The organism is Cytobacillus firmus (genome assembly GCF_023715565.1).
Taxonomy (GTDB): Bacteria; Bacillota; Bacilli; order Bacillales; family Cytobacillaceae; genus Cytobacillus; species Cytobacillus firmus_C.
Genome location: NZ_JAMBOJ010000044.1, coordinates 25,269 through 39,345 on the forward strand (window position 1 = coordinate 25,269; position 14,077 = coordinate 39,345).

Annotated in this window: 12 protein-coding genes and 1 rRNA gene; 9 read left to right on the forward strand and 4 right to left on the reverse strand. The window is 41.9% G+C overall.

Going from position 1 to position 14,077, the window contains the following annotated elements; translation table 11 throughout:
• Window positions 1-257: 257 nt before the first annotated feature.
• The 4 genes from jag to rpmH form a co-directional block, all read right to left on the reverse strand.
• Window positions 258-884 carry an RNA-binding cell elongation regulator Jag/EloR gene (gene jag / locus M3205_RS17065; RefSeq protein WP_251171025.1) on the reverse strand — a complete coding sequence of 209 codons (627 nt, stop codon included), beginning with the start codon at window positions 882-884 and terminating at the stop codon, window positions 258-260.
• Window positions 881-1,666: a YidC family membrane integrase SpoIIIJ gene (gene spoIIIJ, locus M3205_RS17070; protein WP_251171026.1), complete on the reverse strand. Its 786-nt coding sequence runs from the start codon at window positions 1,664-1,666 to the stop codon at window positions 881-883. The genes jag and spoIIIJ overlap by 4 nt, the downstream gene beginning before the upstream one ends.
• Window positions 1,667-1,804: 138 nt before the next feature.
• Window positions 1,805-2,173, reverse strand: coding sequence for a ribonuclease P protein component (gene rnpA / locus M3205_RS17075; RefSeq protein WP_251171027.1), 369 nt, complete (start codon window positions 2,171-2,173; stop codon window positions 1,805-1,807).
• Between the two features lie 140 nt (window positions 2,174-2,313).
• Entirely contained in the window at window positions 2,314-2,448 is a 135-nt protein-coding gene (gene rpmH / locus M3205_RS17080) for a 50S ribosomal protein L34 (protein ID WP_095245544.1), read from the reverse strand.
• Window positions 2,449-3,298: 850 nt separating this feature from the next.
• On the opposite strand from rpmH, the gene dnaA reads away from it, so the two are divergent.
• The 9 genes from dnaA to M3205_RS17125 form a co-directional block, all read left to right on the forward strand.
• A complete protein-coding gene (gene dnaA / locus M3205_RS17085; protein WP_251171028.1) occupies window positions 3,299-4,645 on the forward strand; it encodes a chromosomal replication initiator protein DnaA in 1,347 nt (448 codons plus the stop codon).
• A gap of 176 nt (window positions 4,646-4,821) precedes the next feature.
• Entirely contained in the window at window positions 4,822-5,958 is a 1,137-nt protein-coding gene (gene dnaN / locus M3205_RS17090; protein ID WP_251171029.1) for a DNA polymerase III subunit beta, read from the forward strand.
• 200 nt (window positions 5,959-6,158) lie between these two features.
• A complete protein-coding gene (gene yaaA, locus M3205_RS17095) occupies window positions 6,159-6,386 on the forward strand; it encodes a S4 domain-containing protein YaaA (RefSeq protein WP_274578479.1) in 228 nt (75 codons plus the stop codon).
• 42 nt (window positions 6,387-6,428) lie between these two features.
• Window positions 6,429-7,547 (forward strand): DNA replication/repair protein RecF, encoded by a 1,119-nt coding sequence (recF, locus tag M3205_RS17100; protein WP_251171030.1) that lies wholly within the window; start codon window positions 6,429-6,431, stop codon window positions 7,545-7,547.
• A gap of 9 nt (window positions 7,548-7,556) precedes the next feature.
• Window positions 7,557-7,805, forward strand: a complete 249-nt coding sequence (gene remB, locus M3205_RS17105; protein ID WP_095245540.1) for an extracellular matrix regulator RemB — start codon at window positions 7,557-7,559, stop codon at window positions 7,803-7,805.
• A 120-nt stretch (window positions 7,806-7,925) separates the two neighbouring features.
• Window positions 7,926-9,848, forward strand: a complete 1,923-nt coding sequence (gene gyrB / locus M3205_RS17110; protein ID WP_251171035.1) for a DNA topoisomerase (ATP-hydrolyzing) subunit B — start codon at window positions 7,926-7,928, stop codon at window positions 9,846-9,848.
• Between the two features lie 145 nt (window positions 9,849-9,993).
• Window positions 9,994-12,519: a DNA gyrase subunit A gene (gene gyrA, locus M3205_RS17115; RefSeq protein WP_251171031.1), complete on the forward strand. Its 2,526-nt coding sequence runs from the start codon at window positions 9,994-9,996 to the stop codon at window positions 12,517-12,519.
• Between the two features lie 96 nt (window positions 12,520-12,615).
• Window positions 12,616-13,686 carry an HD-GYP domain-containing protein gene (locus M3205_RS17120; RefSeq protein ID WP_251171032.1) on the forward strand — a complete coding sequence of 357 codons (1,071 nt, stop codon included), beginning with the start codon at window positions 12,616-12,618 and terminating at the stop codon, window positions 13,684-13,686.
• A 292-nt stretch (window positions 13,687-13,978) separates the two neighbouring features.
• A 16S ribosomal RNA gene (locus M3205_RS17125) occupies window positions 13,979-14,077 on the forward strand; the annotation flags it as partial.

The window sequence follows — 14,077 nt, forward strand, 5'->3', positions numbered from 1 at the left end:
CACAAGGCTTTTTTTTAGAAAAGCATATCAGCCCGCATTTACGGCTTGTCCATCCGTTCAACATGTTACTTATCAACATCCCGCTTCATGTCAGCGAGCAAAAAAATTATCCACACGTCTCATAATTAATATGCTCTATTTTAACTTATCCACATGTGAATAACAATAAAACCAATTGAGATTTAATAATTTGCGGAGCTTTGACAAAGAACGACAAAAAAATCCCAATCCGGAATGGATTGGGATTTTGCAAAACATTATCTGGTTTTAGCTGGTGAAATGACAATATGGCGGTGCGGGTCATTGCCATCAGAATAGGTTTTGATTCGCTTATTATTTACGAGAGCGGTATGGATCACTTTGCGTTCATAGGAAGGCATAGGTTCCAGCGCAATTTCTTTTCCCGTCTTCAAAGCTTTTTGAGCAAGCCTTTCAGCCAGTTGAATCAGGGTATCCTGGCGTCTTTTCCGGTAATCCTCTGCATCGACCACCACATTTAAGTACTGCTCGGCATAGCGGTTGATAACCAGCTGTGTCAAATACTGGAGTGAATTGAGCGTTTGCCCTCTTTTTCCGATTAAAAGAGCAATCTTTTCGCCGGATAAGATAAATTGAACATTCTTTCCTTCACGTAATGTTTCAATTTCGATGGGCACGCCCATTTTTGCACTGACATCTTTAAGGAATTTTTCAGCTTCCTCAATCGGATCAGGCTTTTTCACAGCTTTCACCACGGCCGGCCGGGATCCAAAAATCCCGAAAACGCCTTTTTTACCTTCATCAACAATAGTAATCTCTAAGCGGTCTTCTGTTGTGTTTAATTGAGCTAAAGCTGACTCTACTGCTTCCTTGACGGTCTGTCCTGTAGCAGTTACTTGTTTCACTTTTTGGCTCCTCCTGCATTTCCGGCCGCTGCAGCTTTCAGGTCCGGACCTTTAATGAAATACGTTTGAATGATCATGAAGATATTACCCACTACCCAGTATAAAGAAAGAGCTGCCGGGAAGTTAATGGCAAAAACAACGATCATGATCGGCATAAGATAAAGCATCATTTTCATTTGTGCAGCCATTTGCCCTGTCTGCTGAGTGCCGGCCATCATCATTTTCTGCTGAATGAACGTTGTCACACCCGCAATTAAAGGCAATAGGTATATTGGATCCGGAGAACCAAGGTCAAACCAAAGGAAATTATGGTTTGCAATTTCGCGCGTACGTGTAATCGCATGGTAGAAACCGATCAGGATCGGCATTTGAATCACTAGCGGGAAACATCCTGCTAGCGGATTAACGCCGTGCTTTTGAAATAAAGCCATTGTTTCCTGCTGCAGCTTCTGCTGGGTTTTCTGGTCTTTCGAGCTGTATTTTTCACGAAGCTTCTGCATTTCTGGCTGAATCGCCTGCATCGCTTTTGAACTTCTCGTTTGTTTAATCATTAATGGCAGGATAACCAGACGGATAAGGATCGTCACAATAATGATCGATAGTCCATAGCTGCCGCCTGCAAATTCCGCTACCTTAATAATAAACAGCGAAAGCGGGTAGACAATATACTCGTTCCAAAAGCCTTTGCTTTCAGACGTAATCGGCTGGTTAATTTCTGTACAGCCCGATAAAAGGGCCATCACAAACACTAAACCGATTAGTAGGAATATTCGTTTCTTCAACCGTTTTTTCCTCCTTAATTGCTCCTGATATTATTATGGATTTCATTTGCTCATCCCCCGGCCAGAGGGACACGCTCATATGTATCTTATTTTAACATCTTTTAAAATGAAGTGCTTCATAATAAAGATAGATAACAATTATTTGTTTTTAGTATTTCCAAGTCCCGGTTTATTCAAAACCCGCGAAATCTTCAATACATGGATCAGACTCTTTTTCACTTCATGAAAATCCATTTCTGCCACCGGTTTCCTTGCAATGACGATCAGATCATATTGTGGCTTTACTTCTTCCTCCAGTTCTAAAAATGCCTGGCGGATATACCTTTTGATCTGGTTTCTCATAACGGCATTGCCAATTTTTTTGCTGACAGAAAGCCCGATGCGAAAATGATTCTGCTCCTCTTTTCTCAAGATGTAAACGACAAATTGGCGGTTGGCGAATGACTTTCCCTTTTTAAAGGCCTCTTGAAATTCTTTATTCTTTTTTACACGGAACTCTTTTTTCATGTCATCACCTACTCAGAAAAGCGCAAGCGCCTAGGGTCACCCCCTGCATCTTCTTGAGGGGGCTGGCGCTGGAGCTAGACATTATCTAATTTGGACATTTATCTTTACATGGAAAAAAAGACCACTGACGTTTCAGTGGCCTAAGCAGATAATACTTTTCTTCCTTTGCGGCGGCGGCGAGCTAGAACGTTACGTCCTGTCGGAGAGCTCATGCGGCTGCGGAAACCATGTACCTTGCTTCTTTTACGCTTGTTTGGTTGATAAGTTCTTTTCATATATGACACCTCCCTGAGGAATTGCTGTTAAAGACAGTCTTTCTAATTATATAGATGTAACTAGAAAATTGTCAACTATGCATATAAGTCAATCTGCCTTCAATGGCAAAGAATTAGTAGTTTGAACCTGGCTTCCTCTCATTGCTTCTCTTTTTCTTTTTTACAAATCTGAAAGAACCCACTCAGAAAGTTTACCTTCTTTTTGCCTGAATGTCATCCTAAAATTTCATTTTTCCACGTTTTTCTCATTTCTCCATTGTAAAAGTTTGTCTTGGAGACTGCAAATTTCCCCTGACACGGGTATGATCCGTCCAACAAAAATGGCAGTAACATTACAAGTCCAGTGGAATAGAATCCCCCAAATAAAGGGCTGTGGATAAAATTTCGACAGTTTTTTTATTATCCACATCACATATTGACAGGTTTTGCACACAACCAAAAGCTGTGGACAATTTTTATGAACAGGATGGGCATGTTGTGGATAAGGGTTTAAAAAGCATTGCAGTTAAAAGCATTATCTGTTATCATAATTGTGTTTTCACACTTAATAAATCATTGTGTATATCTTCATTATCCACAGATTGTGGATAACATGTGGACAGGTTATCCAAGGGGTTTGTAAAAGTTTGTCCACAGACAGTGGATACTGTCGAAATTCCACTTTACTTCCTTATTATATGATTTTCCACATAAACAGTTTCGTATATTTATAAACTTCAGGGTTATACAGCGTGTATAACCTATCGTTTTTGTGGCGCGAAACAAAGAAAAACCCAAAATGTCCACGGAAAGGCATTTGAACTTGGACGTAATTTAAATATTAATTTTAGATGGAAAAGGAGGGATATCATTGGAAAATATTGCGGATCTTTGGAATAATGCTCTGGCCAATATCGAGAAAAAAATCAGCAAGCCCAGTTTTGATACATGGCTGAAGTCGACAAAGGCGCATTCCCTGCAGGGAGACACTTTAGTCGTTAAGGCCCCGAATGAGTTTGCCCGTGACTGGCTTGAAGAGCGTTATTCCCAGCTGATCTCCGGAATTCTTTATGACATTACCGGTGAAGAATTAGGAGTGAAATTCATCATTCCGCAAAATCAGAGTGAAGAAGAAGTCGATCTTCCTCTTCCGCCAAAAAAGAAAAAGCCGGAGGAAGAACCGCCGGAACTGCCTTTAACGATGCTGAACCCGAAGTATACATTCGACACGTTTGTCATTGGATCCGGAAACCGCTTCGCTCATGCAGCATCACTTGCTGTAGCAGAGGCACCGGCGAAAGCATACAATCCTTTATTTATTTACGGGGGAGTTGGACTCGGAAAAACTCACCTTATGCACGCAATCGGCCATTATGTATTAGATCATAATCCTTCAGCTAAAGTCGTATACTTATCTTCCGAGAAATTTACCAATGAATTTATTAACTCGATCCGCGATAACAAAGCGGGCGATTTTCGCGATAAATATCGAAATGTGGATGTTCTTCTAATCGATGATATTCAGTTTTTGGCTGGAAAAGAACAGACGCAGGAGGAATTTTTCCATACTTTTAATACATTGCATGAGGAAAGCAAGCAGATCATTATCTCAAGTGACCGTCCTCCAAAAGAAATACCGACACTCGAAGACCGTCTCCGCTCCAGATTTGAATGGGGCCTAATTACAGATATTACGCCTCCTGACCTTGAAACGCGTATTGCTATTCTGCGCAAAAAGGCCAAAGCGGAGGGACTTGATATTCCTAATGAGGTTATGCTTTACATTGCCAATCAGATTGACTCCAACATTCGTGAGCTTGAAGGTGCCCTGATTCGCGTAGTAGCTTACTCCTCTTTAATAAATAAAGATATTAATGCCGACCTTGCAGCAGAAGCATTAAAGGATATTATTCCAAGCTCCAAGCCAAAGGTTATTACCATCCTAGAAATTCAAAGGGTGGTCGGGGAACATTTTAATGTAAAGCTTGAGGATTTTAAGGCAAAAAAACGGACTAAGTCTGTCGCATTCCCCCGTCAGATTGCCATGTACCTGTCCCGGGAATTAACCGACTTTTCTCTTCCTAAAATAGGAGAGGAATTTGGCGGAAGGGACCATACGACCGTCATTCACGCCCATGAAAAAATATCAAAAATGCTTCAGTCTGATTCACAATTTGAAAAGCAGCTGAAAGAAATCAATGAAATGCTCAAGGTATAATGTGTATAACTTGACCTGACTTACACACAGTCTGTCCACATGTGGATAGGCTGTGTTTCCTTTCAAAAAATACAGTTATCCACATACTAACAGGCCCTACTAGTACTTCTACTATTTTTTTATAAAAAATATATATATTCAATACGCCATTAAAATATGCTTGGAGGATTTAAAAAATGAGATTTATAATCCAACGCGACCAGCTGGTCCAAAGCGTCCAGGATGTTATGAAAGCTGTAACAAGCAGAACGACTATTCCCATATTAACGGGGATTAAAATCGTTGCTTCTGAAGAAGGAGTTACATTAACGGGAAGCGACTCTGATATTTCCATTGAATCTTTTATTCCTAAAGAAGAAGGCGGAAATGAAATTGTAGAGATCAAACAGCCTGGTGCCATCGTGCTCCAAGCGAAGTTCTTCAGTGAAATCGTTAAAAAGCTTCCGACTGACAGCGTGGAGATAGCTGTGGAAAACCATTTGCAGACAGTCATCCGCTCAGGTAAATCTGAATTCAATCTTAATGGCCTGGATGCTGAGGAATATCCGCACCTGCCTCAAATTGAAGAAGAAAAAATGTTTAAAATTCCTACGGACCTATTAAAAGCAATGGTTCGCCAAACCGTTTTCGCAGTGTCCACCTCAGAAACACGCCCTATCTTGACAGGTGTAAACTGGAAGGTGGAAAACGGCACATTAACCTGTATTGCAACAGATAGCCACAGATTGGCTTTGCGCAAAGCGCAGATCGAAACAACGGCCAGTGAAACCTACAATGTGGTTATTCCAGGAAAAAGCTTAAGTGAATTAAGCAAAATTCTAGATGACAACAATGATTTGATTGATATCGTTATTACTGAAAACCAGGTTCTCTTTAAAGCCGAGCATCTGCTGTTCTTCTCAAGGCTGCTTGAAGGTAATTATCCGGATACATCCAGACTGATCCCTTCAGATAGCAAAACAGATGTGGTCGTCAATACAAAAGAATTCCTGCAGGCTATTGACCGTGCTTCTTTACTTGCAAAAGAAGGCCGTAACAATGTGGTCAAGCTTTCTACAATCGATGGCGGAGTGATCGAAATTTCATCCAACACTCCTGAAGTCGGGAAAGTAGTCGAAGAAGTTCAGAGCAAATCCGTAGAAGGCGAAGAATTAAAAATCTCCTTCAGCGCGAAATTTATGATGGATGCCCTAAAAGCACTCGAAGGCTCTGAAATTACAATCAGCTTCACCGGCGCCATGAGACCATTCATCATCAAACCGTTAAACGATGAATCAATTCTCCAATTGATTCTGCCAGTTAGAACATATTAAGAAAAAGCTGCCGGCTGTGCCGGCGGCTTACTTTTTTACTGCCAGAATATTGGCCAATACCAGGGGAATAATGAAAATAACGGGCTGCAGGCGACTTTTCTTTGTGTATCTGAGATTTATTTAGTAAAATAGAATATTAGATACCATTCTGAAATTGTTTTGCCAAAGTGCAAAAAAACTGCAGCGCTGGAAGTCGGACAATGGGAAAGAGTGAAAATATGACGGAAATTCAAATTGATACAGAATATATTACGCTGGGCCAATTTTTAAAAGCCGCAGATGTGATTCAAACAGGCGGAATGGCCAAATGGTTCCTGAGTGAATACGAAGTCTTCGTCAACGGCGAGCAGGATCAAAGACGGGGAAGAAAGCTAAGAACCGGAGATAAAATCGAAATTCCGGATGTCGGTGAATTTACGATCGTCTAAACGCCGTTTTTTAGCGTTAATATTTTAAAGGATGTAGCGTCTATGCATATAGAGCAGTTGCTGTTAAAGAATTACCGGAATTACGAAGAACTTGAAGTCAATTTCGAAAATAAAGTGAATGTAATTTTGGGAGAGAATGCCCAGGGGAAAACAAATGTCATGGAATCGATCTACGTGCTGGCAATGGCAAAGTCACATCGGACATCAAATGACAAAGATCTTATTCGCTGGGATCAGGAATATGCTAAAATAGAGGGAAGGGTTCAAAAAAGGCAAGGATCCCTGCCCATGCAATTAGTTATCAGCAAAAAAGGCAAAAAAGCCAAATGCAATCATATAGAGCAGCAGAAATTAAGCCAGTATGTCGGCAATATGAATGTTGTGATGTTCGCGCCTGAAGATCTCCATCTAGTGAAAGGGAGCCCTCAAGTAAGGCGTCGCTTTATTGATATGGAGATTGGGCAGGTTTCGCCTGTCTATTTGCATGATATCAGCCAGTATCAGAAAATTCTCCAGCAGCGCAACCACTATCTGAAGATGCTCCAGATCAAAAAGCAGACCGATCATACCATGCTTGAGATTTTAACTGAGCAATTCATAGAAATGGCTGTAAAGATTGTTTCAAAGCGCTATGAGTTCCTCCGACTCCTCGAGAATTGGGCACAGCCGATCCATGAAGGAATTTCAAGAGGGCTTGAGACCTTGAAAATTGAGTACAAGCCTTCTGCTGAGGTATCAGAAGAACAAGATTTGTCGAAAATGGTTAAAGTGTACCAGGATAAATTCGAAAAAGTGAAGAACAGGGAAATAGACCGCGGCGTCACTATGTTTGGGCCGCATCGCGATGACCTGATTTTTCATGTGAATGGGCGCGATGTGCAGACATTCGGTTCACAGGGGCAGCAACGAACAACGGCTCTATCGGTCAAGCTTGCCGAAATTGAACTGATCCATTCTGAGATTGGGGAATATCCCATTCTGCTGCTTGATGACGTCCTCTCGGAATTGGACGATTATCGCCAGTCCCATTTATTGAATACCATCCAGGGAAAAGTACAGACGTTTGTCACTACTACAAGCGTTGATGGAATAGACCATCAGACACTTAAAGAAGCAGCAGCGTTCAATGTGGAATCAGGGAGAATCAAGAAGATTCAGTGAGGTGATCACATGTACATCCATATAGGTGAAGATGTGCTGGTCAGGGCCAGGGATATTGTCGCTATTATTGATAAAGAAACAGTCCTTGCTTCCGAGTATGCAAAGGAGCATAAGGAGAGCCGGGAGGAACCAGTTGTGAACCTCGCGAAGGGTTCCTATAAATCTGTGGTCGTCACAACAGAAAAGATCTATTTTTCTCCACTATCCTCAGGCACGTTAAAAAAACGATCCCATAAACTAAGTGTTCATGAATTTTAAAGGCAGGCCGGATCCGATATGGAAAGAGGCAAGCCAGTGAAAGTTATAGTTTGGCTCATTTCAAATGCCAGGCTTTTTTATAGATTAGTGAAATAGAAAGTGCAGGTGACCGATGTGGCAATGGAGCAAAAGGCAGTGCAGGAACAATCCTATGATGAGAATCAGATACAGGTACTGGAAGGTCTGGAAGCGGTTCGGAAGCGTCCGGGAATGTATATCGGTTCAACAAGTGCCAAAGGGCTTCACCATCTTGTTTGGGAAATAGTCGATAATAGTATAGATGAAGCACTGGCAGGCTATTGTTCTGAAATCAATGTGATTATCGAAAAGGATAATAGTATTACGGTAGTGGATAACGGACGTGGGATCCCAGTCGGAATCCATGAAAAAATGGGGCGCCCGGCAGTCGAAGTCATTATGACGGTTCTTCATGCAGGCGGTAAATTCGGAGGCGGCGGATACAAGGTTTCCGGAGGTCTGCATGGTGTTGGTGCTTCTGTAGTTAATGCGCTATCAACAGTACTTGAAGTATATGTTCATCGTGACGGCAAGAAGCATTATCAGAAGTTTGAGCGCGGCGTTCCAAGTGCTGATCTTGAAGTGATTGGGGAAACCGATCACACAGGAACAACTATCCACTTTAAACCGGACAGTGAAATCTTCACTGAAACGCTTGAATATGATTATGAAACCCTTGCAAACCGTATTCGTGAGCTGGCTTTCCTGAATAGAGGATTAACCATTACGATTGAAGATAAACGTGAGGAAAATAAGAAAAATGAATATATGTACGAGGGCGGAATTAAATCGTACGTTGAACATTTGAATAGAACGAAAGAAGTTCTCCATGAAGAACCAATTTATATTGAGGGAGAACGTGACGGCATTACAGTTGAAGTCTCCATTCAGTATAATGATGGCTACACAAGCAATATTTATTCTTTTGCCAATAACATTAATACGTATGAAGGCGGAACACATGAATCAGGATTTAAGACTGCTCTAACAAGAGTGATTAATGATTACGCCAGAAAAAACGGTCTATTCAAAGACAATGATGCTAACCTTTCTGGGGAAGACGTCCGTGAAGGTTTAACGGCGATTGTTTCTATAAAGCACCCGGACCCTCAGTTTGAAGGACAGACTAAAACGAAGCTTGGCAATTCAGAAGTGCGAACTGCAACTGATACGATTTTTGCGGAAGCTCTTGAGAAGTTCCTGCTGGAAAATCCGTCGGTAGCCAAGAAAGTGGTCGAAAAGGGATTAATGGCTGCACGTGCCAGACTGGCAGCTAAGAAAGCCCGTGAACTAACCAGAAGAAAGAGTGCTTTGGAAGTATCAAGTCTGCCGGGGAAACTGGCCGACTGCTCATCTAAAGATGCTGCCATATCGGAACTTTATATCGTTGAGGGTGACTCTGCCGGAGGCTCAGCCAAACAGGGACGCGACCGTCACTTCCAGGCAATCCTGCCGTTAAGAGGGAAAATCCTAAACGTTGAAAAAGCCCGTCTCGATCGAATTCTTTCCAACAATGAAGTGCGGGCTATGATTACTGCAGCCGGTACAGGTATTGGCGAAGACTTTGATATTGCAAAAGCCAGATATCATAAGATTGTGATCATGACAGATGCCGATGTGGATGGAGCACACATCAGGACATTATTATTAACCTTCTTCTACCGTTATATGAGACAAATTTTAGAAGCGGGCTATATTTACATTGCGCAGCCGCCATTGTATAAAGTACAGCAGGGCAAGAAGATTGAATATGCCTATAATGAACGCCAGCTTGAAGAAGTTATGAGCAACTTGTCCAGCCAGCCTAAGCCGAATGTTCAGCGCTACAAGGGTCTTGGCGAGATGAATCCAGGCCAGCTGTGGGAGACAACGATGAATCCCGAAACACGAACACTGCTGCAGGTGAGCCTTGAAGATGCCATTGAAGCAGATGAAACGTTTGAAATATTAATGGGCGATAAAGTGGAACCACGCCGAAACTTCATTGAAGAAAACGCCCAATATGTAAAAAACCTAGATATATAATCAAAAGCCAGGATAGGATGACTATCCTGCTTTTACATAAGAAAGCGTCACTTTTTGAGCACAACAGTGCGATAATCTAAAAAATGTTTGACAAATTAAGAGACTGTGGTAAATTCCAAGTCCCTTAAAAAGGGAGGTTCTTTATATGGCTGATACGCCAAGGTCCCAAATAAAGGAAATTAACATTAGCCAGGAAATGCGTTCATCATTCCTGGATTATGCCATGAGTGTAATTGTTTCACGTGCGCTTCCGGATGTGCGTGATGGCTTAAAGCCGGTGCACCGCCGCATTCTTTATGCAATGCACGATCTCGGCATGCATTCTGATAAGCCTTATAAAAAATCAGCACGTATCGTCGGAGATGTAATTGGTAAGTATCACCCGCACGGTGACTCTGCTGTTTATGAAACAATGGTGCGTATGGCACAGGACTTTAACTATCGATACATGCTGGTTGATGGACACGGCAACTTCGGTTCAGTGGATGGCGACTCTGCAGCTGCCATGCGTTATACAGAAGCCCGTATGTCCAAAATATCAATGGAGCTTTTACGGGATATCAATAAAGATACCATTAATTATCAGGATAACTACGATGGGGAAGAAAGGGAGCCGGTCGTACTGCCTGCCCGTTTCCCTAATTTACTGGTAAATGGAACATCGGGAATCGCTGTCGGGATGGCCACTAATATTCCTCCTCACCAGCTTGGTGAAGTAATTGATGGGGTTCTGGCCATTAGCCAAGACCCTGAAATGACTATTCCTGAATTAATGGATATCATCCCTGGGCCGGACTTTCCGACTGCCGGAATGATACTAGGAAGAACCGGAATCCGCAAAGCCTATGAAACTGGCCGCGGTTCCATTACTTTGCGTGCTAAAGTTGATATTGAAGAAAAGGCTAATGGCAAAGAGACCATTATTGTGCATGAGATTCCTTATCAGGTTAACAAAGCAAAGCTGATTGAAAAAATTGCGGAACTTGTCAGAGATAAGAAAATTGATGGCATCACCGACCTGCGTGATGAATCTGACCGTAATGGAATGCGAATTGTCATTGAAGTCAGAAGAGACGCAAATGCAAGTGTATTATTAAATAATCTTTATAAACAAACTGCCCTTCAGACAAGCTTTGGAATTAATCTACTGGCATTGGTGGATGGACAGCCTAAGGTTCTGAATTTAAAACAGTGTCTTGAGTATTACTTAGAACATCAAAAGGTTGTTATACGCCGGAGGACACAGTTTGAATTAAGAAAAGCAGAAGCACGCGCACATATTTTAGAAGGCTTAAGGATCGCCCTTGATCATCTTGATGAGGTAATTAGTCTGATCCGCAGCTCTCAGACAACAGATATTGCACGAGAAGGTTTAATGAACAAATTCAATCTTTCCGAAAAACAGGCTCAGGCTATCCTGGACATGCGTCTGCAGCGTCTGACAGGCCTGGAGCGTGAAAAGATTGAAGAAGAATATGCAAACCTTCTGGCCCTTATTGCAGAATTAAAAGCTATTTTGGCTGACGAAGAAAAAGTACTGGAAATCATCCGTGAAGAATTAACGGAGATCAAGGAAAGATTCAACGATAAACGCCGAACTGAAATAGTTGCAGGCGGCATCGAAAACATTGAAGACGAAGATTTGATCCCACGTGAGAATATTGTTCTGACTCTAACTCATAAGGGATACATCAAGCGTCTTCCAGTCTCTACTTACCGCGCCCAAAAACGCGGAGGGCGGGGAATCCAGGGAATGGGAACCAATGAGGACGATTTTGTGGAACACCTCATTACCACATCCACACACGATACAATTCTTTTCTTTACGAACAAAGGAAAGGTTTATCGCGCTAAGGGATATGAAATACCTGAATTCAACCGTACTGCGAAGGGGATACCAATCATTAACCTTCTTGGAGTGGACAAAGATGAATGGGTAAATGCAATAATTCCTGTTGAAGAATTTGCCGATGACTGGTTCCTGTTCTTTACCACTAAACAGGGAATTTCCAAGCGTTCACCATTATCATCCTTTGCCAATATCCGCAATAATGGCTTAATTGCTTTAAATCTGCGTGAAGATGATGAATTAATATCAGTTCGCATGACAGATGGCAGCAAGGAAATCATAATTGGGACCAGCCATGGCATGCTGATCAGATTCCCTGAAGAAGATGTCCGTTCAATGGGAAGAACGGCAACTGGTGTTAAGGGAATTAACTTAAGCAATGGTGATGAAGTTGTTGGCATGGAAGTTCTTGAGGAAGACAGCCAAGTCCTGATTGTAACCAAAAACGGCTATGGAAAACGCACTCCAGCCGAAGAATACCGTGTTCAGGGCAGAGGCGGTAAAGGAATCAAGACCTGCAACATTACGGATAAAAACGGAAGCCTTGTTTCCATGAAAGCTGTCACAGGTGAAGAAGACGTTATGCTTATTACAACAGGCGGCGTCCTGATCCGTATGGCAGTCAGTGATATTTCCACCATGGGAAGAAACACGCAGGGTGTCAGACTCATCCGCATAAATGAAGAAGCAGGCGAAGCCGTTTCGACTGTAGCAAGAGTTGAAAAAGAAGAGGAAAAAGATGATGAAGAATTAACAAAGCCTCTTGAAGATGCCGATTCACTTCCAGAAGAAGAAGTAACCGGCGATAATAGCGAAGAATAACTGCAATAAATTTCGGGGAACACAGATTTGTGTTCCTTTTTTTTGCCCAAATAATGTAAAATAGTAAAAAAGACTCATATTTGGAGTGTGGAAACAGTGCGTGTACCCATACAGGAATTAAAAGCAGGCTGCATCTTATCGGAGGATGTTTTCAGTTTGACAAATCGCCCTATTATCAGCCGGAAAACAGTGCTGACGAAGGAACTGCTGGATATTATGAAAATATTTCTGATTGAGGAAGCAGAAGTTGAAACTACCATGATCAGCGGAAAGTCAATGACATCTGCCGGAAACATGGATGAAGCTGAAGTGGAAGTGGAATCAAGTCATATTAATTCATTCCTGAAAGGCGTACAACATTTCAAAAGGGAATTTACATCCTGGCAATCAGGCCTTCCGGTGGATATCGCCAAAATAAGAAATATTATGATTCCGCTGATTGAAAAAATGGATAAAAACCCATCCTCTATCTTTTCACTGCATCATCTTTCTACAAATGAAGATTATTTATACCAGCATTCAGTAGCAGTGGGAATGATCAGCGCATTTATAGGAAAAAAACTGAATTTTAACAAGGGGGAAGTTGTGCAGCTTGCCCTGGGAGGGTGCCTGGCTGATGCTGGCATGGCAAAAATAAACCCATCCATTTTGCACAAAAGCACTACATTGAACTCCGAGGAATTTGAAGAAATTAAAAAGCATTCGATCCTCAGCTTTAAAATGGTTCAAAATATCTCTTTGTTAAGAGAAAGCACTAAGATCGGCATTATTCAGCATCATGAACGTCTCGACGGCAGCGGTTATCCGTTTGGAGAACAAGGAAGCAAAATTAATCAGGCTGGACGAATCATCGCAGTAGCGGATGCCTTTCATGCCATGACTTCCCAAAGGCTCTACAGAAGGAAGCAATCTCCGTTTAAAGTGCTTGAAATGCTGATACAGGACAGCTTTGGCAAATTTGATATTCCATCCATCCAGGCGCTTGGCTCCGGCATCATGACTTTTTCCATTGGAAGCCTGGTGAAGCTTTCGGATGGCCAGACAGCTGAGATTCTTTTTATAGAAGATAAAGCACCGACGAGGCCACTTGTGAAACTCATAGAAACCGGCGATATTATTCATTTAGAGAAAAACCGCCAGTTATTTATTGATGAAGTATTAAAATGACTGCATATCGCGGTCATTTTTTTATTAAATTCCTTTACTTTAAAAAAAGATTAAGTTTCTATTAAAAAGCACTTGCAATTAATAGAGTTGGACTGGTATACTTATTCAAGTCAGCAAGAGATTAACAACATCAATCGATGAGGAAAAAACTTGTTGACATTAAATATCAGAAATGATATATTAGTTAAGTCGCCTAAAGCGGCGGATTGATCTTTGAAAACTGAACGAACAAAAACGTCAACGTTTAAATCATTAGTCTTTTTTGAAAAGACAATCGAGCTATATCAACTCTTATATGGAGAGTTTGATCCTGGCTCAGGACGAACGCTGGCGGCGTGCCTAATACATGCAAGTCGAGCGGACAGATGGGAGCTTGCTCCCTGAAGTCAGC